Annotated in this window: 21 protein-coding genes; 13 read left to right on the top strand and 8 right to left on the bottom strand. The window is 36.7% G+C overall.

Annotated features, from left to right (window positions below; genetic code table 11):
* The first annotated feature begins 36 nt into the window (after window positions 1–36).
* From ACMAYL_RS12545 to ACMAYL_RS12535, 3 genes are read left to right on the top strand one after another with little or no spacing between them, the layout of a single operon-like run.
* A complete protein-coding gene (locus ACMAYL_RS12545) occupies window positions 37–1,101 on the top strand; it encodes an AI-2E family transporter (protein ID WP_412463256.1) in 1,065 nt (354 codons plus the stop codon).
* Window positions 1,102–1,121: 20 nt separating this feature from the next.
* Window positions 1,122–2,777, top strand: a complete 1,656-nt coding sequence (locus tag ACMAYL_RS12540) for a Na/Pi cotransporter family protein (RefSeq protein WP_103218235.1) — start codon at window positions 1,122–1,124, stop codon at window positions 2,775–2,777.
* A 12-nt stretch (window positions 2,778–2,789) separates the two neighbouring features.
* Window positions 2,790–3,224, top strand: coding sequence for an OsmC family protein (locus tag ACMAYL_RS12535; protein WP_412471167.1), 435 nt, complete (start codon window positions 2,790–2,792; stop codon window positions 3,222–3,224).
* A 1-nt stretch (window position 3,225) separates the two neighbouring features.
* Here ACMAYL_RS12535 and ACMAYL_RS12530 read toward each other — a convergent pair whose 3' ends face one another.
* Window positions 3,226–4,407, bottom strand: a complete 1,182-nt coding sequence (locus ACMAYL_RS12530) for an FAD-dependent oxidoreductase (RefSeq protein ID WP_412471166.1) — start codon at window positions 4,405–4,407, stop codon at window positions 3,226–3,228.
* A gap of 12 nt (window positions 4,408–4,419) precedes the next feature.
* Window positions 4,420–4,932, bottom strand: coding sequence for a DUF3365 domain-containing protein (locus ACMAYL_RS12525; protein ID WP_412471165.1), 513 nt, complete (start codon window positions 4,930–4,932; stop codon window positions 4,420–4,422).
* Window positions 4,933–5,039: 107 nt separating this feature from the next.
* Here ACMAYL_RS12525 and yghU point away from each other — a divergent pair, with 107 nt between their 5' ends.
* On the top strand, window positions 5,040–5,897 hold the full coding sequence (gene yghU / locus ACMAYL_RS12520; protein WP_412470198.1) for a glutathione-dependent disulfide-bond oxidoreductase: 858 nt from the start codon (window positions 5,040–5,042) through the stop codon (window positions 5,895–5,897).
* Here the strand turns inward: yghU and ACMAYL_RS12515 are convergent.
* On the bottom strand, window positions 5,894–6,952 hold the full coding sequence (locus ACMAYL_RS12515) for a hypothetical protein (protein WP_412471164.1): 1,059 nt from the start codon (window positions 6,950–6,952) through the stop codon (window positions 5,894–5,896). The genes yghU and ACMAYL_RS12515 overlap by 4 nt on opposite strands.
* A gap of 207 nt (window positions 6,953–7,159) precedes the next feature.
* On the opposite strand from ACMAYL_RS12515, the gene ACMAYL_RS12510 reads away from it, so the two are divergent.
* Window positions 7,160–10,369, top strand: coding sequence for a hypothetical protein (locus ACMAYL_RS12510; protein WP_412471163.1), 3,210 nt, complete (start codon window positions 7,160–7,162; stop codon window positions 10,367–10,369).
* A gap of 16 nt (window positions 10,370–10,385) precedes the next feature.
* Here the strand turns inward: ACMAYL_RS12510 and ACMAYL_RS12505 are convergent, their stop codons facing one another.
* Window positions 10,386–11,165, bottom strand: coding sequence for a hypothetical protein (locus tag ACMAYL_RS12505; protein WP_412471162.1), 780 nt, complete (start codon window positions 11,163–11,165; stop codon window positions 10,386–10,388).
* A gap of 192 nt (window positions 11,166–11,357) precedes the next feature.
* On the opposite strand from ACMAYL_RS12505, the gene egtB reads away from it, so the two are divergent.
* Both egtB and egtD read left to right on the top strand, forming a co-directional pair.
* Window positions 11,358–12,524: an ergothioneine biosynthesis protein EgtB gene (egtB, locus tag ACMAYL_RS12500; RefSeq protein WP_412470195.1), complete on the top strand. Its 1,167-nt coding sequence runs from the start codon at window positions 11,358–11,360 to the stop codon at window positions 12,522–12,524.
* A complete protein-coding gene (gene egtD, locus ACMAYL_RS12495; protein WP_412471161.1) occupies window positions 12,524–13,516 on the top strand; it encodes an L-histidine N(alpha)-methyltransferase in 993 nt (330 codons plus the stop codon). Before egtB ends, egtD begins: the two co-directional genes overlap by 1 nt.
* A 7-nt stretch (window positions 13,517–13,523) precedes the next feature.
* On the opposite strand, the gene ACMAYL_RS12490 is transcribed toward egtD, so the two are convergent.
* Window positions 13,524–13,868: a zinc ribbon domain-containing protein YjdM gene (locus ACMAYL_RS12490; RefSeq protein ID WP_103218225.1), complete on the bottom strand. Its 345-nt coding sequence runs from the start codon at window positions 13,866–13,868 to the stop codon at window positions 13,524–13,526.
* A 178-nt stretch (window positions 13,869–14,046) separates the two neighbouring features.
* Between ACMAYL_RS12490 and rimK the strand changes: the two genes are divergently transcribed.
* The 6 genes from rimK (at window position 14,047) to ACMAYL_RS12460 (ending at window position 20,548) form a co-directional block, all read left to right on the top strand.
* On the top strand, window positions 14,047–14,940 hold the full coding sequence (gene rimK / locus ACMAYL_RS12485; RefSeq protein WP_103218224.1) for a 30S ribosomal protein S6--L-glutamate ligase: 894 nt from the start codon (window positions 14,047–14,049) through the stop codon (window positions 14,938–14,940).
* Window positions 14,941–15,966 (top strand): succinylglutamate desuccinylase/aspartoacylase family protein, encoded by a 1,026-nt coding sequence (locus ACMAYL_RS12480; RefSeq protein ID WP_392992743.1) that lies wholly within the window; start codon window positions 14,941–14,943, stop codon window positions 15,964–15,966.
* 229 nt (window positions 15,967–16,195) lie between these two features.
* Window positions 16,196–17,704, top strand: a complete 1,509-nt coding sequence (locus tag ACMAYL_RS12475; protein ID WP_103218222.1) for a methyl-accepting chemotaxis protein — start codon at window positions 16,196–16,198, stop codon at window positions 17,702–17,704.
* Window positions 17,705–17,753: 49 nt separating this feature from the next.
* Window positions 17,754–18,533, top strand: coding sequence for a CheR family methyltransferase (locus ACMAYL_RS12470; RefSeq protein WP_412471160.1), 780 nt, complete (start codon window positions 17,754–17,756; stop codon window positions 18,531–18,533).
* Between the two features lie 3 nt (window positions 18,534–18,536).
* Window positions 18,537–19,034, top strand: coding sequence for a chemotaxis protein CheD (locus ACMAYL_RS12465; protein ID WP_412470193.1), 498 nt, complete (start codon window positions 18,537–18,539; stop codon window positions 19,032–19,034).
* On the top strand, window positions 19,031–20,548 hold the full coding sequence (locus tag ACMAYL_RS12460) for a chemotaxis protein CheW (protein WP_103218219.1): 1,518 nt from the start codon (window positions 19,031–19,033) through the stop codon (window positions 20,546–20,548). Before ACMAYL_RS12465 ends, ACMAYL_RS12460 begins: the two co-directional genes overlap by 4 nt.
* On the opposite strand, the gene ACMAYL_RS12455 is transcribed toward ACMAYL_RS12460, so the two are convergent.
* The 3 genes from ACMAYL_RS12455 to ACMAYL_RS12445 form a co-directional block, all read right to left on the bottom strand.
* Window positions 20,545–21,171: a TetR/AcrR family transcriptional regulator gene (locus ACMAYL_RS12455; protein WP_158246885.1), complete on the bottom strand. Its 627-nt coding sequence runs from the start codon at window positions 21,169–21,171 to the stop codon at window positions 20,545–20,547. The two genes, ACMAYL_RS12460 and ACMAYL_RS12455, sit on opposite strands and share 4 nt — an antisense overlap.
* A gap of 78 nt (window positions 21,172–21,249) precedes the next feature.
* Window positions 21,250–21,939, bottom strand: a complete 690-nt coding sequence (locus ACMAYL_RS12450) for a cupin domain-containing protein (protein WP_103218217.1) — start codon at window positions 21,937–21,939, stop codon at window positions 21,250–21,252.
* A complete protein-coding gene (locus tag ACMAYL_RS12445) occupies window positions 21,936–22,466 on the bottom strand; it encodes a sigma-70 family RNA polymerase sigma factor (RefSeq protein ID WP_158246884.1) in 531 nt (176 codons plus the stop codon). The genes ACMAYL_RS12450 and ACMAYL_RS12445 overlap by 4 nt, the downstream gene beginning before the upstream one ends.
* Window positions 22,467–22,742 lie beyond the last annotated feature (276 nt).

Here is a 22,742-nt window from a genome sequence, read left to right as displayed (position 1 = left end):
ATTGCCTATTAACCAATTCAAACATACAATATTTATATGCAAAATAAATATAATGTAACGTACGTATTCTTCGGTTTTATCTTTCTTTTAGTCTGTTATCTTGTATGGATGATGGCCAAGCAAATGATTGCTCCAATCATCTTTGGCTTTGTTCTGGCTGGAGTATTTAATCCTCTAAATACTAAGATAATTGAAAAATTTAAAGTCTCTGACAATATGGCCGCATCGATAACAAGTTGTTTAATTATTCTACTTGTTCTTATTCCTCTAATCTTCTTATCAATTGCTCTTAGTAAAGAAGCTCTAAGCCTTTATCAAACGATAATGAAGGCAATGTCTCATCATGAAGTTAACGACTTTTTATTTGGTGATGGGCCAGTCGCTGCTCTTATTAAAAGTGTTTCAGATATCACTGGAGTTGATATTGATATGGAACAAGTTAAGACGACAGTATTTGGTACTCTTAAAGGAATATCGGGAACTGTTATTTCGAGTATCAATTCAATTGTAGGAAATATCATCACATTCATTTTTGATCTCGCAATTATGATGATTGTGGTTTTTGGTGTTTTTGTTGAAGGAAAGAGGTTAAAGACATATATATTTGATCTTTCACCACTTCCATCAGACCAAGAACAAAAAATCCTCGATAAGTTTAATCAAATGAATTATGTAACACTGGTTTGTAATGGTGTTGGTGGAGTGATTCAAGGAGTTCTTGGTGGACTCGCTCTTTGGGTGGCAGGAATTGAATCAGTTGTTCTTTGGACTGTTCTTATGATTTTCTTGGCCTTCGTTCCTTTAGTTGGTATCTCTGTTGTTACGATACCTGCAAGTCTTTATCTCGTCCTTACAGGAAGTCCTACTTCAGGTGTCATCCTTTTTATTTTCACAGCGCTAGTAGGTCTTGTTGTGGAAAATTGGTTTAAGCCAAAATTCATTGGCAACCGTATTCAAATTAATTCAACTTTCGTTCTTCTTTCGATTATAGGAGGAATGGGTGTTTTTGGTATGGGAGGAATCTTCTATGGACCAATTATTGGAATACTATTTCTAACGATTGTTGAAATTTATCACGATCAATATAACGTCGTTTCATAGGCGAAAGGAAGTGGAGAGCAGTGGAAGTTTTTAAACTTATTTATTCTGTCCTTGGTGGGCTTGGTATTTTCTTCTATGGAATGAAGAATATGTCAGAGGCACTACAATCAGTCGCTGGCGACGTCGTTAAAAATACGATTAATAAAATTACAACAAATCGCTTCTCTGCTGTCATCGTTGGAACTCTTGTTACCATCTTTGTTCAAAGTTCATCTGTAACTACTGTTATGACTGTTGGTTTCGTTAATGCTGGTTTAATGAATTTAGGACAGGCCATTGGAGTTATTCTAGGGGCCAATATCGGGACAACAGTTACTGGTTGGATCATTTCAATAAAAGTAGGGAAGTATGGACTTCTCTTTATCGGTCTTGGAATCTTTCCTTTGCTATTTGCTAAAACTAATCGCTATCGCCAAATTGGGCGTATCCTTTTTTCAGTTGGTATGATCTTCTTTGGTTTAAGTATTATGTCCAATGCATTTAAACCACTTAGAACAATGCCTGAATTTTTAAGTATGATTTCATATTTTTCTGAACAGAATTACGGAGCATACTTTGCGTGTATTATTGTCGGCTGTATATTAACTGTCGTAATTCAATCTTCTTCTGCAATGTTGGGTATTACAATAGCCCTAGCTGGATCAGGTGTTATTCAATTTCATACGGCCGCTGCTCTGGTATTAGGGGAAAATATTGGAACAACCATTACCGCTCTTTTAGCGAGTGTCGGGGCTAATATAACCGCCAAAAGGGCAGCTCGAGCTCACGCTATATTTAATCTCTTGGGTGTACTTGTTATCTTTTTATTCTTTCCATTCTATGTTGAATTTATCGATTACTTAGTTCCAGGTGCTGCAAATGCTGTCAATGCAGATGGTGACTTTATCAATGTTGCTGTTCATATTGCTACAGGACATACTATCTTCAATGTCGCGGCCACGATTATTTTTATTCCTTTCTTAACTCAGTTAGCAAATTTTGTGACAAGGATTACTCCTGCTACCGGAGAGAAAGAGCAACACCACCTTGTCATGTTAGGTGATCCAAGCCAAATGGTAACTGCGGCTGCGCTTGCACAAGCACAGGCCGAGGTTAATAAAATGAAAGATATCGTTTCTAGACTTTATGCTTTAGCAGAAGAGATTTATATTAAACAGAACTTTGGCGAAAGGGAGAAGATTGCTCTTAAGGCCAAGGATTATGAGAGAATTACAGACAATATACAAAAAGAAGTTACCATTTTTATCGTTAAACTTATGGTTAATCCTTTAAGTGAAGATGAGTCACGCCGTTCTCAGTCGATGATTAAGGAAGTCGATGAGTTAGAGAGTATTGCTGATTATATCGAAAGGCTCATTGCTTATAGTGATCGAGGTGATATATCAAAACTTATGAGAGATGAGGCAAAGAAAGACTTTGATGACTTATTTGTTAATGTAAAGGCATTCTATGATTCAGTCTCAAATCAAATTTCTCTTGATAAGGTTGATTATAGTGTTGCTGAAAGAAAGTCTAAGGAATTAAGAGACCAGGCCGAGCAAATAAGAAAGAAGCACTTAGATCGTGTTTCAAGTGGAGAGTATGATGCACTTGGTGCACTTACTTATTCTGATATGATTGTGGCCCTTCGAAAAATTAGAAGTCATACTGAAAATGCTGCTCAAGCACATGTTTAATTAGGAGTATTTATGGGTACGTATACAACGATTACTAAGGGAAACTCTGAAAGTATCGAGTTAAGCCTTACGGCAGATAAAAAACAGGCCATTACAATTACTCCGCCGCCTGAATTTAATGGTGTCGAGAGTGAGTGGAGCCCTGAAGATCTTTTTAGTGCAAGTATCTCTAGTTGCTATATTCTAACATTCAAGTCTTTTGCTTCTTTTAAAAAACTTGCTTTTAATAATATTGAAGTAAAGGCAGATGCTCATCTCGAAAAAGTGGCCAAGGGCTATGAATTTACGAAATGTGATATTCACGTTTATTTAGAAATTTGTTGTGAGTCAGATGTTGATCCTTATTTAGATCTTCTTTACAAGGCCAAGGATAATTGTCTTGTTACAAAGTCAATGAAGTGTGAGTTTACTCTACATCCTAAAATTAAAAACCTTGCAAAGAAGTAACTTACATTCTTCCTTTAAGCATTCCATGCCAGTAAACAATTGGCAAAATATGTGCTTTTAGAAAGTACATGCTCCAGCGAGGCTTTGCTTGATCAAATGGGAAAGTCTCACATGGATTTCCGTCGTAATCAAATTCTGCAAGAATTAGTTGTCCGTAGCCAGTTACAATCGGACATGAGGTATAACCATTATAGCTTGTATTGAAATTAGTTTTATTATTAATGAATTTCACAATATTTTCGACAAGAACTGGAGCCTGCTTTCTTACTACCGCACCTGTTTTGGCCGTTGGGACATTTGTCGCATCGCCAATCGCAAAAACATTGGAATATTTCTTATGTTGAAACGTATGCTTATCAACATCAATCCAGCCCGTGCTATCAAGTAGATCACTATCCTTTAAGAAGTCTGGCGCTGACATCGGCGGAACAATATGAATAAAAGAATAATCTTTTTCTATCAGTTCATTTGTTTGGAGATCTCTAAAATAGGCCTTGTTATTTTCACCATCTAGTTTTTCTAAATTGATATGAAAGTGTGTTTTGATATCTCTTTCTTTTATAATCTTTTCAAGTGCAGCTTTATATTTTGGAATTCCAAAAATTGCCTGACCTGGACTTGCAAACTCAATCGTTACATTGTCTCTATTGCCATGTTTACGTACATAGTCTTCAACAAGGTACATGATCTTTTGAGGAGCACCACCACATTTTAGTGGGGAGTTTGGAAAGGTAAATAGCGCGTTGCCATTTTTAAGCTCTTGGAGAAATTTCCAAGTATAATCCACATAGTCATAGCTATAATTTGAACAAACACCTTTCTTTCCGATGGAGTCTTTTAGGCCTTCAATTTCATTCCAATTAATTTGAATTCCTGGTGCAACTACCAGGATATCGTAGTTTAGTGTTCCATGCTCAAGAGTTTCAACTTCCTTCTTATCTGGTCGGATTTGTTGACAACGATCCTTGATCCATTCAACACCATCTGGCATGACTGAAGCAGTTGTACGTCTTGTATCTTCTTTTTTTCCGATACCAGCGCCATTAAGAGTCCAATAAGGTTGGTAGTAATGATACTCAGAAGGTTCAATGACAGAAATAGTATATGAAGGGCTTAATTCATTTCTTAAGCGTGCCGCCATTGTAATACCGGCCGTTCCACCACCAACAATAATAATTTTCATAATTATTTTCTCTTATTTATTTGCTTTAAATGTTGCCCAAAAGTATCCACGAATATCACCGCTCTTATATCCAGTGGCCTTATCACTCGGATAAAGCTGAGTGATCTTTGACTGTACTTCAGGTTTTAGGTTATCTCCATGGCAGTTAAGACAAAGAGGCATTGTTTTGATTGGCATGATAATACCATTCTTATCTGAGTCGATTCTTACAACGGAATATTTCTTCTTAATTTTTCCTGACTCATAACTCATAATTGTGTCATTCATCCAACCCTTTACAGTATTGTTTGGATTTCTATTCTTAAGACTGACACGGCCGACTTCGACTCCGTCTTCATGAAACTTCTTAGTGATCGGCATGGCCTTTGTATTACAAACCGATACAGCGTTAACTGGAGAGACTTTCATTGCTGCTTGAAGCTCTTTCTTAAGTGCCATTGCTGTTTTCTGTATTGCTTGGACGGCCTGCTGCTCAGAGGCAAATAAACTTGATGTAAATAGTAGGGAAATGATTATCTTTTTCATATATATATCCTACCATAAACTCTATTGAGTAAGTTTGATCCTCATCAAGTTTAGATTTTTTTTAACCTTCATGCTTGTTATAATCTAGAAATTACTAGGAGAAGATTATGAATCAAAAATATATACCACCAAAGGTTTGGACATTTACAGAAGGAAATGGGGGACAGTTTGCAAGTATTAATCGCCCAACTGCAGGAGCGCGCTTTGAAAAGGAACTTCCTCAAGGAGAGCATCCGTTTCAACTGTACTCTCTAGGTACACCAAATGGAGTTAAGGTTACGATTATGTTTGAGGAGCTATTAGAGCTTGGAATTAAAGAAGCCGAGTATGATGCTTACTTAATTAATATTGGAGAAGCAGACCAGTTTGGTTCTGACTTTGTTGCTATTAATCCAAACTCTAAGATTCCAGCTTTACTTGATAAGAATAATGGTCAACCAATTCGAGTATTCGAATCAGCATCAATTCTTGTTCACTTGGCAGAAAAGTTTGGACACTTCTTACCAAAGGATCCGGCCAAGAGAGCTGAGGTATTTAATTGGCTTTTTTGGCAAATGGGAAGTGCTCCTTATTTAGGGGGAGGCTTTGGTCATTTCTATGCCTATGCTCCTGAGAAATTTGAGTATCCGATTGATCGATTTGCGATGGAAACAAAAAGACAGCTAGATGTACTTGATAAGCAATTAGAAAATAATAAATACATTGCAGGAGATGAATACTCGATTGCAGATATAGCGATCTTTCCATGGTATGGGGCACTTGTTAAAGGCAAGCTCTATGATGCAGCAGAGTTCTTGTCAGTACATGAATATAAGAATGTTATTCGTTGGGCAGATGAATTGATTAAGAGGCCGGCGGTATTAAGAGGAAGGCTAGTTAATCGAGCTTGGGGAGATGAAGATCAACAAATCCTTGAGCGCCATGGCCAAAGTGACTTTGACGCTAAGGATATTACATATCGTTAGAATTTATAACCAAATCCAAGGCCCAGTCGATTTACTGATAAATCGGTTGGGCCATCCATAAAGTGCATTTTGAAAATTGCATGAGCAAAAATTTTCTTTGTGATATCGCCCATTACATAGGCCATAATCTTGCCTCCAGTAAACTCTTGTTTATCACTTGTGTTAGCGTAACCTATGTCTCGACTTGAAAGTAGTGAGTGAGAGTAGCTAAATTTTGCTAAGAAGTTTCTTCTGTATAACTTAAAGTTTTTTTGTACACCAACAGTTAAAAAGAAGATTTGGTTCTTATCAAATTTAACTTGATCGGCTTCTGTTAATCCATCAAAATTGAAAGTATTAAAACGCTCGAAATCTAGACCAGCATATGCTTCTAGTCCATATTCTGCAAATTTATACGTACCGTATAGGTTAAAACCAATCTCTGGATCAACTGAAACATTATCAAGATACTGATTTGCAGAAGCAGTATTTAGGTGAGAGTAGTAAAGACTTGCTTGAGCACCATACTTGGCATTCACTTGATATACTGACGTAAGGCCCAGGGAAACGGAAGAGTTTTGCTTGAACTCAACAGATCCTGGTGCACTTTTCTGGTTAAATTCTCCAAGAGAAGTCATGTAAAAAACTGAAAATTTTAGTGGGCCAGAATCGTTTTGTTTTTTAGGTGTTGGTCTATCTGATTTAACGACTCCAAATAACGCCTTAATTTGCTCATCAGTTAAGTTTAGAATATTCATGAACTTATTTATATCAATGAGTTCAATCTCGACATAGAGTCTAAAGCTTTTATCTTTTAAATTATTCCAGTCCTTGATATGCCCATTTTCACGTCTTGTTTTCTTGGCCATGAAATCTTCTTCTTCATAGTTATAAGAATCAATTAGAAGTTGTTCATAGATTGTTTGAAGTTTTTCACTATTCACTGATTGATATGAAAGTCTAAGATATTGATGCTTAGAATTTCTCTTTGATTCCTCTAAGTTTATTGAATCAGCATATAAATAATTAAATGATAAAAAGAAAAGGCAGGTTAGTTTTAAAAATTTTTGTTTCATTAATTCTCACTTTTATTTACTTTAGTTAAATTATTTTAGTTGAAGATAATCCTTCATCCTATAGAGCGATTTCTGCAGTCTATAAAAAGATATCTGATGTAAAAGCTCGTTTTTTCTAAACTTTTTTTATCCCTCATATGATTTTGTTTAAATAACTTAAAAGTATTTACCGATAGTAAAAATATTGAGTTTAAAAAGTGGGGGAGAATGCAAAACATTCTATTATTGTCGGTTATTGTTTTATTGACCAGTTGTTTAAAAGAGTCGGAGGTTAGCTTTAATTTTGGAATTGAAGTAGCGGCACTAGAAGTTATTTTAAGTGACAGTAGTTCTGGTTCAACAACCCATTCAAATATTAATAGTATTGATATGACAAAAAGTGGTGGAGACGATCTAACTCAGTACTGTATTAGTGAAACGCAAACAACTCCTCCAGTCGATACAAGTGCAGGATCATGTGGAGGAGGAAATTGGGTCACAGGATTTCCAGCTTCATTTGCTTTATCAGGTGGTGATGGACTAAAGACTGTCTATATTTTTGGAGCAGATGATTCAAATGCAATTTCTTCTGAATCCGTGACAAAATCAATTACCCTCGATACGACTGATCCGACTGCTGTTTCCGCATTAACACTTGGAGCAGTTCCTGCCAGTTTATCAATGACTCCTACGGTGACATGGACAACGGACTCAACTGATAACTTAGTTCTTGTGGGTTATCAGGTAAGAGTCATTAAAGTTTCAGACTCTTCTGTTGAGCAGGATTGGACTTCTTTCACAAAAGGAGATTCTGTCAGTGGTTTATCTTTAGATGGAGCAGAAGATTATCGAATCGAAATTCGTGCCATAGACGAAGCTGGAAATACAAGTGTTGTGGTCTCTGATACATTTACAACTTTAAATGTTGCAGGTGGGCTTACATTAGGAGCAACAGAGTTCTCTCTGTTATATCAACCAGGAGGAGCAGGGCCTGGTGAGACTGAGTCGATTACACTAACAAACTCAGGCGGAATAACTACTGGTCTATTACAGGCGCCCCTTATTTATGGAAGTTCAGGGAATTTTCAAGTTACAAACGATACTTGTACTGGAACAACTTTAAATCCTGGTGAAACTTGTACTATTGATATGACGATTAATGCTTCTGCGGATGGATATTATTTTGCCAATATTTATATTACAGATGGAGCGATTGTTTCCTCTGAACATCGTGTGCAGGGAATGGCCACAGGCTATAGTGCTGGAAATTTATATTACTTTGGTTCTTGGGATGTTGGTGCGCCTATTGATGTTTATGATCCACAAAAATTTCAATCTCTTTATCCAAATGATCTCAACAAAGTAGTTGGAAATTTAACTTGGTCAAAAATTGTTGGTGGTTCACAACATTCATGTGGAATTACAACTCAGTCTAAGCTCTATTGTTGGGGTGAAGGTTGGTATGGTGAAATTGGTTATGGTGTTGATGAGCCAAAGTATATTCCTCATATTGTTGATGGTGAAAAGACTTGGAAAGATGTTGCTCCTGGATACCGAATCACATGTGGGATTGATGGAAGCGATGATATGTATTGCTGGGGTGATAATACTTATAATCGTTTTGCAGATGGAACGACAACAGACTCTTTTGTACCAAAGCTCATTCCCGGGGGACTAAAGTGGAAGTCAGTTTCAACTCATAGTTTTCATATCTGTGGAATTGATAGCAATGATGATCTTTATTGTTGGGGAAGAAATCACTACGGCCAAATTGGAATGGGAGATAACACGACAGTTATTACTGGACCAACACAAGTCAGCCCAGGAACAAAGTGGAAGTGGGTTGCGGCCGGAGAGTTGTCAACTTGTGCCGTAACAACAGCGGGAGTTGGTTATTGTTGGGGTTATGGAATAAATGATGTTTTAGGAAATGGTGTTACGGCCCATGCTTATTCTCCAACACCTATTAGTGGTGGACTTGTTTTTGATAAAATCGATATGTTCTGGTTTCATGCTTGCGGCCTTACGACTTCAAATGAAATTTACTGCTGGGGTAGTGACTTCGGTGGAGAAGGAACTTTAGGAGATGGCCTTGGGACAACTTCAAGTGTTCCCGTAAAAGTTGCAGGGGCCCAGACATGGGTTGATCTTACAGCAAGAGGGAGGCACTCTTGTGGGATTGATAATACTCAACAAATGTATTGTTGGGGTGAAGGTGAAGATGGAGAAATTGGAGATGGAGATATCCTTAATCGTCTGACACCTACTCAGGTAATTGGTGGCCATAGTTGGGCCTCGGTATCAGGTTCTGATTATATGAGTTGTGGTGTCACAACAAGTGGTGATGGCTACTGCTGGGGACAATACTGGAACTGGGGACAGGCCGGAACCGGAATGGGGAACGCTGGTCTTTTTATGCCTAAGAAAGTTCCTTTGGCAAAAACTTGGAAGTCTATGGCCGCTGGTTATATGCTTTTTTGTGGTATTGATGACTCCGACGATGCGTATTGCATGGGACGAGACCTCGATGGGGCGCTTGGAAACGGCGCAGCTGATACGGCCACTTATTCTCATCCATCGACAATAGTTACAGGTGGTCACAAGTGGGACGCTCTTAGTGTCAATGAGCGCTCAGTTTGTGGTGTAACAACTTCTAACGATGCTTATTGTTGGGGTAATAATAGTTATGGAAATCTTGGAAGTGGAAATACAACAAGCTCCTTCCATGATCCTAACTTAGTTGTTGGTGGTCATAGTTGGAGTAAAGTTTCGGCGGGTTATTATCATACTTGTGGAATGCGTACCGATGGTGCTGTTTACTGCTGGGGAGCAAATCGTTTCGGTGGTCTAGGAAATGGAGTGGCCACTGGAAATACGACTACCCTTACGACAACACCTACTGCTGTCAACGGTGGCCTTACCTTCACTGATATTGGAGTTGGAGATCACTTTACTTGCGGGTTGGCAACAGATAGTAAAATCTATTGCTGGGGACTCGATTCTCAAGGACAGTTAGGAAATGATACATCTTACACAAGCTCTTCTACACCTGTTGAAGTTGTTGGTGGAGCAGTTTGGACGAGTTTATCTGTTGGGGCATCTCACGTGTGCGCTCTTCAGGCCAGTGGTAATGGATATTGTTGGGGTGGTGGTAATAATGGAGCTCTTGGGCAAGGGGATTCTTCAAACCGACCTGAGCCTGCAATCATAGCAGGACACTCATGGAATAAGCTCGTTTCTGGCATGTGGCACACTTGTGGAATCGAAAATGTAACTGGTTATATGTACTGTTTTGGTTACGGTGAAGGTGGTGAGATTGGAAACTTTCCAGATACATTCTGGGGCTCAATTGAAACACCACTACTTTATGATCGAGGAATTAAATTTTCAGAGATTTTCTTAGGAGGGTCAGCGACATTTGGAATCGCCGCCCCTTAAAAGATAAAGTGATTAATTAGAATTGATAATTAAATTCGATTCTGTGGTCACCGTCAGCAATGTCTACTAGGTTACTCCAATTCGCAAAGTAGCGAAGGTTAAAGCGTGGAGTAAACTGGTAGCTTGCTGCAAATTCGTGAAGAAGAATATTATCTTTTCCACCATATGCTGATGACTCATAAAGGTCAGAACCTGCTAGGGCCGCTGCCCAGATAGGGTTATAATTAAACCAAATTTTATCAGTGATCGTAAATTTTCCGTAGAAGCCAACCACACTATTGATACCAATAACAGAGAAGCCACTATCAATTGAGCTATCGTCTTCTACAGTATTCTTTCCAAATTCAACACCAACTCCTGCTAGAGGATAGAGGTTAACAATCCAAAACTTTGGAAGTGCTTGTAGGATAGAGTAGGAAGCATTTCCTGTTCTTTCTGCTAGAAATGATTCTTTAAGACTATAGTTTATATCTAATTGTGAGCCACTACCTGTTTTTATATTTGCGCTAAAATTTCTGAAGCGAAAACTATCAAGTCGATTAGATCTTTTAGATGTACCATCCCATCCAAGTTCTTCTCCAAGAAAACCCTTGAATTCGATAACATTCATCGCTGCTACATTTTGAATGCCTGTATCATAAGAAATTCCAATCTTAGCATTTAAGCCTTTATTTGTTGCGCCAAGACCTGCTTGAGTATAGACCGCTAAAGGATCAGACATATCTTGAACTTCCTTTGCTAGGGCCGATGAGCATAGAAGTAGTGAACTAATTGCAAGTGATAAAATACGTTTCATATCAATTCCTTTATTTCTTTTCTAAATAACAATTATTATTGCTGAGTTCGTTACGCATGCCAAATTATTCTTTAAAAAATTTTAATATTCTTAAGTTTTTATCCAATAGTGCAGAAGGTAAAAATTTATAGTTTTAAAATTTTATGATGTTGTGGAGTAAGTATCGAAGCATTTAGCGATAAATTATTAGATATGATTGAGCGTAAGTCTTGGTGTGTCGAAAAGTATCGACTCACAAGAGATGCCACTTTAAAGACTTGTGTTGGTCTTAAGATCGAGGACTTCACAGTGCAGTCTGCTCCTGAGGTAAGTCCTCCTAAGTGGCATCTTGCTCATACAACTTGGTTTTTTGAGGAATTTATTCTCGTTAAGTATTTATCAAATTATAAAAGATTTAATGCCGATTATAGTCTCTTATTTAATTCATATTATAAGTCTGTAGGCACCCATTGGAAGCAGGAGAGCAGAGGGCTTCTTTCCCGACCTACTGTTCAAGAAATTCTGAGCTATCGAAATTACGTCGATAGAGCAATGCTGTCATTATTAGAGCTGACGGAAAGTATTGATGAAGTCGAATCGTTATTAGAGGTTGGACTTAATCATGAACAACAGCATCAAGAGCTTCTGCTAATGGATATAAAGCATATCTTAAGTTTGGGGCCAATTGATTCAGTCTACTCCCAAAAGCGACTTGAGAACTTTTCCGCAGGCTCATTAAAATGGCGGCACTTTAAAGAAGGGCTCTATACTTTTGGTCAAGATGAAAGTGAATTTTCATACGATAATGAAGGTCCAGCTCATAAAAGGTATCTTACTTCTTTTGCGATTCGTGAAAGTTATATTTCAAATGGAGAGTACTTAGAATTTATTAATTCAGGTGGCTATCAAAACTTTCAATACTGGCTTAGTGACGGATGGGATTGGATAAATGAGCAAAGAATAATTACGCCTCTTTATTGGCGACTTATTGATGGACAGTGGTATGAGTTTTCCTTACACGGCTTAGTGCCATTAGATATGTATGCACCTGTTTCTCATATTAGTTTGTATGAAGCTCAGGCATTTGCAAAATGGGCGGGTCATCGTCTACCAACTGAATTTGAGTTAGAGTTGGCCCTTGGGGATAAGAAATTACCTCTTTGGTGTTGGAGCTCATCTCATTACTCACCGTATCCAGCCTATGAGTCCTATAAAGGGGAGCTAGGTGAGTACAATAGTAAATTTATGTGTAATCAATTTGTTCTTCGTGGAGGATGTTTTGCAACCCCTGAAGAGCATTATCGTAAAACTTATCGTAATTTCTATCGCGCTCATCAGAGATGGATGTTTGCAGGAATTAGGATTGCAAAGGATATATAATGGAAGTGTCTATACTGAGAGAAGTAAGTGAGAATCAAGAATCAGAATTCTTAGAAGAGTTTGCCATTGATGTTTTAACAGGCTTATCTAAGACTGAAAAAAAGTTATCAACTAAATACTTCTATGATGATCGAGGAAGTGACCTTTTTCAAAAGATTACTCAACATGGTGATTATTATTTAACTAGAACAGAATTTGAAATTTTACTTCAATCAGGTTCTAAACTAGCTAGTTTAATAAGTCATGAAGAAATCGACATTATTGAATTAGGAGCAGGTGACGGCCACAAGAGTGAGTTAGTTATCGATGCCTTTTTAAAAGAAGATAGGAAAGTTAATTATTTTCCAATCGACATCTCAGCACAAGCCTTAAAGCAAATGCAGGCCCATATAACTCATAAGTCTAATTTATCTGTACATGGTATTGTTGCAGATTATTTAGAGGGGTTAAAATTTTTGAAGCAGAAGTCAAAGCGACGTAAGCTTGTCTTATTTCTCGGCTCTAATATCGGAAACTTTGATAGGGCCCAGAGTGAAAGCTTTCTTAGACAACTTTGGAAGCACCTCGATAATGATGACTATTTATTAATTGGTTTTGATCTAAAGAAAGATGTTGAAAAGCTACATGCTGCTTATAATGACTCAAGTGGATATACTCGTGACTTTAATTTAAATCTATTAGATAGAATTAATCGTGAGCTAGGTGGAAATTTCAATAAAGAGAAATTTCAGCATGTCGGAGTTTTTAATCCGAAGTTAGGAGCAATGGAGAGTTACTTACTTCCAAAAGAGAAGCAGGAAGTTTATATCGAAGAGTTAGAGCACCTCTTTGAATTCGAAGCCTATGAGCCACTACATCTCGAATACTCATTTAAGTACTCGAAAGAAGATATAGAAAGAACGTGTCAGCACACGGGCTTCAAATTAAAAGAACACTTTATTGATAAAGAAGAGTTATTTATCGATTCTCTTTGGCAAGTTGTAAAAAGATAGTCTTATATTAAGCTTTTTTTACAACTGAGCACTTAAGATACATCGAACCATGGCCATCGACTTTACAAGAAATGTCGTGTCCATTTACTGGCTCTTCTAGTAGGCGGATATTCTTTACTTTTGTTCCTGACTTAATCGTACCTTTTCCGGCCTTTAGGTCTTTAACAACTGTTACAGAGTCACCATTTTGTAATTGTGCACCGTTAACATCAACAAATTGAGGAGTACTATCTTCTTCAGAGCTAGCATCCAGACTCCATTCATTGAAGCATTCTGGGCAAATCCATAATTGGCCATCGCTATAAGCGTAAGGTGAGCTACATTTTGGGCATGTTTGATTTTCTTCTGTCATGGCATAAGAGTAATACTTAGAACGTTTATTGTAAATATGACTTATCCCCATCAATAAAAAAGTTATTAAAATTTAATTAAAAATTTATGAATTATGTTGACTTTTATCCTCACTGTTCAGTGATTCTGGACTATATTATATAGGTGCAAGATTAGTTTGCTATTTTTATGGAGCATAAATGAATATTTTGATTTTATCTTCTAATAAGAATCTTTACTCTACAAAGAGACTAGTAGAAGAAGCCAAACTTAGAGGTCACCATGTCGAAGTCGCTCGTCCAGACAAATGTTATATGGATGTGGCAACTGGTTCTCCAATGGTTTACTACCGCAAGAGAAAATTAGACAAGGTTGATATTGTTATTCCAAGAATTGGGGCCAGCGTAAGTGCCTATGGTATGGCGATTGTTCGTCAGTTTGAGATGATGGGAGTGTACTGCTTGAACTCGTCCAATGCAATTGGACGCTCAAGAGATAAATTACGCTCACTCCAAATCCTATCTCAAAAGCATCTACCCCTTCCAAAGACAGGAATGGCAAATAACACTCAACAAACTGAGAGCTTAATCAAGCTTGTTGGTGGAGCGCCAATGGTTGTTAAACTTATTGAAGGCTCTCAAGGTAAAGGTGTTATTTTGGCCGAAACGAAGAAAGCTGCAGAGAGTTTGATTGATGCTTTTAGAATTTTAAAGGCAAATTTTCTTGTTCAAGAATTTATTAAAGATGCAAATGGCGCAGATATTCGTTGTTTTGTTGTTGGAGGCAAGGTTATTGGCACAATGATGAGACAAGCGAAAGAAGGTGAGTTCCGCTCAAATATTCATAGAGGTGGAATTGGATCACCTGTGAAGATTACACCGGAAGAAAGAAAAGTTGCTATTGCTGCCGCAAAGGCAATGAAGCTTAATATGGCCGGGGTTGATATAATTCGTTCTGGTACAGGTCCTAAAATATTAGAGGTTAATTCTTCTCCGGGGCTTGAGGGAATTGAAGGTTGTACGAATAAGAATATTGCCGTTCAAATCATCGATTACGTAGAGAAGAATTATACAAAAGTCATAAAGGATAACTAATTGACGGATCAATTATTTAAATTAAAAGTTGAAGAAGTTGAAATTGGCAGACCAATCGTTGAGTTTGTCAATTTCCCTTCTTTTTACGGGCTTCAAAAAGTAAAAGCTCCTATTTATATCTATCGTGCAACAAAGGAGATCTCTCCCTGTGTTGTAGTCACTGCATGTATGCACGGTGATGAAATCAATGGATTAAGAGCAGCCCAACTTTTAATGAAAGGTAAATTGAAACTTTTAAAAGGGACTTTAATAATCATTCCAGCTGTAAATATTTACGGCTTTTTGAATAAGCAACGATACCTTCCTGATCGTAAGGATCTTAATCGTTGTTTTCCTGGTAAAGCAAAGGGGAGCTTTGGTGCTCGCTTTGCAAATTTTATCTTTAAGCAAATAACGAAGTATGGTGATGTCTTTGTCGATCTCCATTCTGGAGGTCCTGGCCGTTTCAATATTCCACAAATCCGTTGTGATTTAGAAACAAAGGGAATGCTAGAGCTTGTTAACAATATTAGTATTCCATTGGTCGTTAATAGCACGCTTAGGGATGGTTCTCTAAGAGAGGCCATTAATGATTTAGGTAGGCCTTGTATTGTCTTTGAAGGTGGAGAAGGCTTACGCATTGATGAAACAATTGCAAAGTATGGTGTCAACCTCGTTAAGAGTATTCTTAGTCACTATGGCATGATTAGAACTAAAATGAGTTTTAAAGAAGAAAAATTCATTATTAGAAAAACGAAGTGGATGAGAGCGGCCAAAGGTGGACTATTAATTAATAAGGCCCATCATGGAAAAATTGTAAAAGAAGGCGAGATCGTTGGAGAATTGCGCCAACTTACAGGTGAGCTTATTAGTCGAATCACAATGGAGCACGATGGAGTTATTTTGGGTATAAGCAAGTCATCTGTTGTTATGGCCGGAGATGCTCTCTACAATATTGGCTTCCTTGGTGAAGAATCGCATGAAGAAATCGACGACCTTCAAGAAGGTGATGGTGAGCTTTCAGATTACTTTGATTTTGAAGTTTAAAAATTATTAGTCGTCGTTCTTAATTCCCATTAAATGTGAAAATGAGTAAGTGAATTGCTCAGGTATAATTTTCTTATGTAATTCTATAGTTTAGATACTTAACTTATTGTTTTTACACATGTCACATAAACAACTTACGTTTCGATAAAACTGAGTAGTTTAAAATATATGGAGTCATATAATTTCTTTAATAGAAATAACTTTCTCTATGAGGATGTAGGAGACTTATATGACCATGGCAAAAATAAACCAAGAACTTGATTGTCGAAATGTATTTGAAGGAAGTGGAGCTATTTACGATATGCTAGATAAGCTACCGTTTAATGTTATGTATTGCGGAACTGATTTAGTAATCAAATACATTAATCCAAAAAGTTTTGAGAGTTTAAGGGCCATTGAATCTCTTCTGCCTATTCCTGTTGCAGAAATTATTGGTTCAAAAATCGATGTCTTCCATGAGAATCCTATTCATCAACAAAAGCTTTTAGCAAATCCTAAAAATTTACCAATTAAGACTCAGATTAGAATTGGTGATGAATCACTTGAACTAAATGTTGTTGCTGTTATGGATGGTAATGACTACATAGGTGCGATGGTTACATGGGATATCATTACAGATAAGTTAGTCGCTGATAATCGCAATGCTCAATACAGCTCAATGCTTGATAATATGCCAATCAACGTAATGCTTTCAGATCGAGACTTTAATATCACATATATTAATCCAAAATCGAGACAAACACTTACTTCAATTGAAGGACTACTGCCAATTAAGGTTTCTGAGATTGTTGGAAGTAGTATCGATGTTTTTCATAAGAATCCTGCACACCAAAGAAAAATGTTATCTGATCCATCTAATCTTCCTCATGAAACAAAAATTCATGTTGGAGATGAAATATTAAACTTATTAGTAAGTCCAGTAATGGATATGAATAATACTTACCAGGGAGCAATGGTTACTTGGGATGTTATTACAGAAGATGAAAGAATTAAAAAGGCCATCAATGAACTGGCCAAGGAAATGAAAGATAGCACAGAGGATATTTCGACAAAATCATCGAATGTTGCTGAAGGTGCTGTATCTCTTGGTGCAACAACTGAGGAGATGAACGCTTCAGTTGAAGAGTTAACTGCATCGATTAATTCGATCGCTCAAAACGCTAAATCTGCTAATGAAATTGCCGAGCTTACTTCTACAGAAGCACAAGAGGGAGCGAAGTCAATACATGAAGCTGTTGAAGCAATGGAAATTATAACAAGATCATCGGAAGAGATTAGTGAGATTGTAGAAGTTATTCGTGAAATCGCAAGTCAAACAAATCTTTTAGCATTCAATGCTGCTATTGAAGCGGCAAGAGCTGGAGAGCATGGTGCTGGCTTCTCTGTTGTTGCAGATGAGGTTAGAAAGTTAGCAGAGCGCTCTTCACAAGCAACGAAAGAGATCTCAAAGCTTATTAATGATTCTGTTAAGAAAATTTCTGAGGGGAGTCAAATCTCTAAGAAGGCCGGTGAGGCATTTTCAAAAATTGTCGACGGGGTTAATAATACGAATCACTCAATTGCTGAAATTTCTAGTGCCACGCAAGAACAACTTCTTGCAGCAAAAGAGGTAAGTGAGGCCGTACAACAAGTTGCATCTGAAACAGAAAACTCAGCTGCGGCATCTGAGTCAATTGCCATGGCCACTCGCAGTCTAGCTGATGGTGCAAAAAGACTTAGTGACTTAATCCAAGATTAAGAGAAAGGTTTTGCGAATGATTTACTTAATGGAGCTAAATAGTAATCAAATGGAAAAGATTATTGACCTCGTTCACTTCCATACAGGAATTACTATTTCTCCATCAAAAAAAAGTATGCTGCAAGGTCGAATTAGACAGAGGCTTAAGGCACTGGAGTTAGAAAGTTATGATGATTATATTGCTTATCTACAAACTGATATTAATGAAAAGCAAGAATTCATCAATATTATAACGACTAATGAGACAACATTTTTTAGAACTGAGAAAGTATGGAAATACTTTCAAGAAGAATTTTTGATTAATTGGAAAAATTCTTTACCAGTAAAAATTTGGTCAGCAGCATCTTCTACGGGTGAAGAAGCTTATTCTATTGCGATGTCTTGTGAAGAGCATAAAAAGATTAAGTCTAGCTTTCAATATGAAATCGTTGGGACAGATATTTCGACAAAAGTTTTAAAATATGCCCAAGACGCAAGATATAGTGGTCGAAATATTAATAATTTTAAGGAACGACATACAAAACTCTTTCAAACTTACTTCAATGAAGATGATGAGTTTGCAGAAGTTGTTCCCGAGTTGAAGAAGAATACGTCTTTCTCAAGTCACAATTTATTTTCAATTCCTAAAGGTAATATTGCTCAATTTGATATTGTCTTTTTAAGAAATGTTTTGATTTATTTTAAGCAAGAAGATCAAAAACAAGTAATTAATAATATTTCAAGAGCAATGAAGCCTGGAGCAATTCTAATTCTTGGAGAATCAGAAAGCTTGAACGGACTTTCTAGTGAATTTGAGTATGTGCATCCTCAAACTTATAAAAAGAAGTAGGGTATGAGAAGAAATGAGCGAGAGTATATTCATGTACGTATCGGCGAAATAAAATTCGGTAAAGCTGGAGCTATCTTACAGGCTACTTTGGGTTCATGTTTAGGGATCGCTATCATCGATAAGGTTAAAAGAACATGTGGTCTAGCTCATTGTTTCTTGCCACAAGGAGAAGAATCATCTCCTGAACACCAGCCTGGAAAGTACGTTGTAGATGCAATTCCATACCTTTTAGATAAATTACATCTAAATGAAAGAGCTGAAACAGATTTTGATATCTATCTTGCGGGTGGTGGAAATATGATGGCCCAACTTAAACAAAGAAATGTCGATCATATTGGAAAGTTGAATAAGGCCAAGGCCCTCGAAGTATTAAAAGAAAGAAACCTTCCAATTCGAAAAATTATGGATGGGGAAGAGCTAGCCAGTAAAATTATAATTGATTGTGATAGCTTAGAAATAAAAATGATTCGTATTAACGAGAAGTTGGAAAAGAAGATATGAATGAATTAAAAGAAGTTGAAGTTTTAGATACAATTGAAAAATATGAATCAAATATATTTGCTTCATTTACTTTAATGGGTAATGAGTTTGTTCTTGATATTACCGCAGTTCAAGAAGTTGTCAATTATCCAGAGTCTCTATTTCCAATGCCTCTTGCTCCAGACTATCTAGAGGGGATATTTAACTTAAGAGGGATGATTATCCCGATTTTAAGCTTATCCAAGTTATTAAATCTTTCAGGTGATAATCAGCAAGACTTAACAGCTTCTAAAGTAGCAATTGTTAATGTCCACGGCATTAGTGTTGGAGTTTCTTTCGATTCGACAGGAGAGATCTTAAGAGCTGAGAAGTCAGAAATCAGTATGTTTGAAATTACTGATAGTAGTGATATTACTCAAGTTGTTAAAGGTGCAATTAAAAGAGATATGGGAAAGCGTATTTATCAAATTCTTGAACCATCTCAGATTATTAAGATTAGAAATTTGGCCAGACTTGGGAGCTACGATTCATTCAGACAAGAAGTAGATCGACGACTTAAGGTTCAAAGCCAACATAAAAAATGTATTTCATTTCGAGTTAATGAAGTTCCTTTGGCAATAGAAATTACTTCTATTAATGAAATTATCAATATGCAAGATATTGAACATTCGGCATTTGCATCGAAGCTCTGTTTAGGATTAGTAAATTTGAGAGGAACGACGATTCCTGTGTTAAGTTTTTCTCGCATTCTAGGTCTAGAGTCGACAGATAAAGAAGGAATTGATCAAAAAATCCTAATAATCAAAATCGATAGTGAATACTTTGGTCTTGTCGTTGATTCTCTTGATGCGATTACTTTCTATGATGATGAGGGAGTCATGCCTGTTCCTGTTTTTTCGTCAAAGCGCTCCAATATGTTTCTTGGGGGAATTGAGACTAGTGAAAATGGAATGACTTTCTTAATCGATCATATGGAAATTTTAAATAACAGTGAAATTAAAGAGATTACAAAAAGCCATTCTGAGATTTATAAGGCCTCACATGAGGAAGAAGAAATGAAGAAGGTTGAAATGAAGTTAGAGTCATTTGTTACATTTGATTTTGGTTATCATTTCGGACTTGCCGTAAGTGAGGTGCGTGAAATTATTGAAAAACCACAAGATATTCTCACAACTCCAGGTGCTCCTTCACATGTTATTGGAGTCTATAACTTACGTGATCAACTAATTACTATTATTGATGCTCGTCGTATGTATGGAATTAAGGAAGATCGTGAAGAGCAGGTTAGTAAGTCTAAAAAGGTTATTATTTTAGAGGCCGATGAGAGAGGTGAGAATTACGCTCTTTTAGTAGATGAAATTGATAGTATTGTAAAAATCGATATGCTTAACAAAATGAAGATGCCAAGTATATTATCTAAAATCTCAGGTCAACTTGATCAGGATGTTTCTGAAATTATCCGTGATACTAACGGATCAGGTGTTGTGATTTTAAACCATGAAGCAATTATTAGAAGAATTGAAACATCTGTTTAGTAGCGTCTTTCAATAAGGAGTGAATTTCTAATATATGATGTGATAAGAATATCTAGTTCTCTATCAAGTTCAAAATTATGAAACTTATCTGGGCTAAACTCAAGATAGCTTCTTATCACTCCTCTCAAAGAGCTAATGATGATATCGATGGGGACTTCTGATTTAATCTCAGAGCTTTTATAAAAGTGATTCTCAATAAGGGTTTGAGTTTCACGAGTTACATATATGAATTTTTTCTCAACTTTAGGATGTCTTTTATAGAATAGGATAAGTTTCCTTAGCTCAAGATTTCGTCGATAATTATCTAAAACAAGCTTTAAAAATTTATGAAACTCTGCTTCAATATTCTCTCTTATTGAGTCGTCATTAAAGAAATTTCCATAGGTAAGAAGGTCTTGATCGAGCTGATTGTTGATTAGCTCAACAATGATTTCATCTTTATTTTTAAAGTGATTGTAGACACTTCCAATACTAACTCCGGCCATGCGTGCAATCTTATTTGTCGTTAACTTACATGCTGGGTTATGCTGCAAAAATAGGTCTGTAGCCTGTAGTATACAGTTATGGGTATTGGCCGTGCGAACTTGCTCATGCTTATATTGTGAATTTAGTCTATCTTCCATACTCGTCATAAGAGTATTCTACTTTATCTAAAACAATATTGAAATAAAAACCGTTTAGTGATTTTTAGTTTAGTTCAACTATGAACGCTTTAAGTACCACCAGAGAAGTCGATTTAGCGGCGCAAAAACTCCGTGGAGAAAGTTCAAACGATTTTCAACCCAAGATATTACCAAGCAGCCATCTTCACTTGTTGTCGATGGTTCATGAGTATCAGATTCTTCAAATGTAGAGAAATCTCCAGTATCAAGCTTGTGGCCATCACTGCTATAGTAACCGTCAAGAACATAGCTATACTCTCTGCCATGGTGACCGTGTTTAGGAATTGTTTCCCCTGGCCCAAGGTAGATAAAGAATAGACCACCGGCCTTGCCTGAAGTAACTTGTGCAACGGCGCTATTTTGTCCGAACTCTTTCCAGTGAATTTCCTTATCGGAAATAAAAGAGAGAGTGTCTGGTAATGTGAAGACCTTATTGTGAAAGCTTATCTTCGAAGGCCCTGGTGCAGGTTTCTTAAGCTTCGGTTCAGAGGCTTCAATACTGTTAAATAAATTATTGAAAATGTCATCACTATCTTCTTGAGTTAATTTGACATGTGAACTTGAGTGAAAGAATTCATCTGCTTGTTTTTCAAGCTCAGAGGCTGCTTGCATACGACATGCTTCACATCCATTTAAATGAGTCTTTACTAGAAGACCTAGTCCGGCATCTAGTTCACCAGATTCATATTTTTTTATTAAATCAATGCCTGGATGATAAAGTTTTCTCACTTTTCCTCCAATATAATCTTTAAGTTTTTAATGGCCAAGCGAATACGGGACTTAACGGTTCCTAGAGGGAGCTTCTCTTGATCGGCATATTCTTTTTGCGTTAATCCTTGTTGGTAAACTCCATTAAGGACTTCCTGTTGTTCACTTGAAAGTTTAGTTATCATTTCTTTTGTATATGCTAGGTGATAGATATCTTCACTATTGTAGTCTTCATCTTCTTGCTGCAGAAGATGTTCATCATCAAAAATATCATCAGCACCAATAATACTTAAGGGGTCACGACTTTGTTTTCTGAGCATATCGTACTTTTGATTTCTCACAATCGCATAAACCCAAGTATTAATATTTCCTTTTTCATTATTGTAAAGTTGGGCATTCTTCCATATTTTAAGCATGACCTCTTGGGCCATGTCGGCAGCTTGCTCCTTAGAAAGTCCTCCCTTAATTCCATATCCAATTATTTTTGGATAATAGAAATCAAAAAGCTTTTTAAAAGCTTCCTTTGATTTCTCATTCGCAATTTGCATAAGCAAATGCTCTATATCGATAAGACTTAACTGCACTTTTTCTGCTCTCCCAATAATAGGAATTATTGTAGCATAATTTATGCACGTGTTACTTAGTAAGTCATTTGCTGCACTAAATGCCTTCATATTACTTGATACGTCAAACTCTCATATTTGGATCACAGCAAAAAAAAAATAATTATAAGTAGCTAATAATAGTGGCAGAAATGACTTTTTTTTTCAGGAAGTGATCCATTCTCTTTGATCCGCCGTACCTATAAGCATAAGACAAATAAA

Source organism: Halobacteriovorax sp. RT-2-4 (assembly GCF_047085445.1).
GTDB lineage: Bacteria > Bdellovibrionota > Bacteriovoracia > Bacteriovoracales > Bacteriovoracaceae > Halobacteriovorax_A.
This window is presented reverse-complemented; position numbering and strand designations above follow the sequence as displayed.

Excerpts from the sequence above, each read along its gene's own strand:
- egtB (WP_412470195.1), top strand. The coding sequence starts at position 11,358 with ATGATTGAGCGTAAGTCTTGGTGTGTCGAAAAGTATCGACTCACAAGA.
- rimK (WP_103218224.1), top strand. The coding sequence starts at position 14,047 with ATGAATATTTTGATTTTATCTTCTAATAAGAATCTTTACTCTACAAAG.
- ACMAYL_RS12470 (WP_412471160.1), top strand. The coding sequence starts at position 17,754 with ATGGAAAAGATTATTGACCTCGTTCACTTCCATACAGGAATTACTATT.
- yghU (WP_412470198.1), top strand. The coding sequence starts at position 5,040 with ATGAATCAAAAATATATACCACCAAAGGTTTGGACATTTACAGAAGGA.
- ACMAYL_RS12535 (WP_412471167.1), top strand. The coding sequence starts at position 2,790 with ATGGGTACGTATACAACGATTACTAAGGGAAACTCTGAAAGTATCGAG.
- ACMAYL_RS12445 (WP_158246884.1), bottom strand. The coding sequence starts at position 22,466 with ATGCAAATTGCGAATGAGAAATCAAAGGAAGCTTTTAAAAAGCTTTTT.
- ACMAYL_RS12530 (WP_412471166.1), bottom strand. The coding sequence starts at position 4,407 with ATGAAAATTATTATTGTTGGTGGTGGAACGGCCGGTATTACAATGGCG.
- ACMAYL_RS12475 (WP_103218222.1), top strand. The coding sequence starts at position 16,196 with ATGACCATGGCAAAAATAAACCAAGAACTTGATTGTCGAAATGTATTT.
- ACMAYL_RS12490 (WP_103218225.1), bottom strand. The coding sequence starts at position 13,868 with ATGACAGAAGAAAATCAAACATGCCCAAAATGTAGCTCACCTTACGCT.
- ACMAYL_RS12465 (WP_412470193.1), top strand. The coding sequence starts at position 18,537 with ATGAGAAGAAATGAGCGAGAGTATATTCATGTACGTATCGGCGAAATA.
- ACMAYL_RS12545 (WP_412463256.1), top strand. The coding sequence starts at position 37 with ATGCAAAATAAATATAATGTAACGTACGTATTCTTCGGTTTTATCTTT.
- ACMAYL_RS12460 (WP_103218219.1), top strand. The coding sequence starts at position 19,031 with ATGAATGAATTAAAAGAAGTTGAAGTTTTAGATACAATTGAAAAATAT.
- ACMAYL_RS12515 (WP_412471164.1), bottom strand. The coding sequence starts at position 6,952 with ATGAAACAAAAATTTTTAAAACTAACCTGCCTTTTCTTTTTATCATTT.
- egtD (WP_412471161.1), top strand. The coding sequence starts at position 12,524 with ATGGAAGTGTCTATACTGAGAGAAGTAAGTGAGAATCAAGAATCAGAA.
- ACMAYL_RS12455 (WP_158246885.1), bottom strand. The coding sequence starts at position 21,171 with ATGGAAGATAGACTAAATTCACAATATAAGCATGAGCAAGTTCGCACG.
- ACMAYL_RS12505 (WP_412471162.1), bottom strand. The coding sequence starts at position 11,165 with ATGAAACGTATTTTATCACTTGCAATTAGTTCACTACTTCTATGCTCA.
- ACMAYL_RS12510 (WP_412471163.1), top strand. The coding sequence starts at position 7,160 with ATGCAAAACATTCTATTATTGTCGGTTATTGTTTTATTGACCAGTTGT.
- ACMAYL_RS12525 (WP_412471165.1), bottom strand. The coding sequence starts at position 4,932 with ATGAAAAAGATAATCATTTCCCTACTATTTACATCAAGTTTATTTGCC.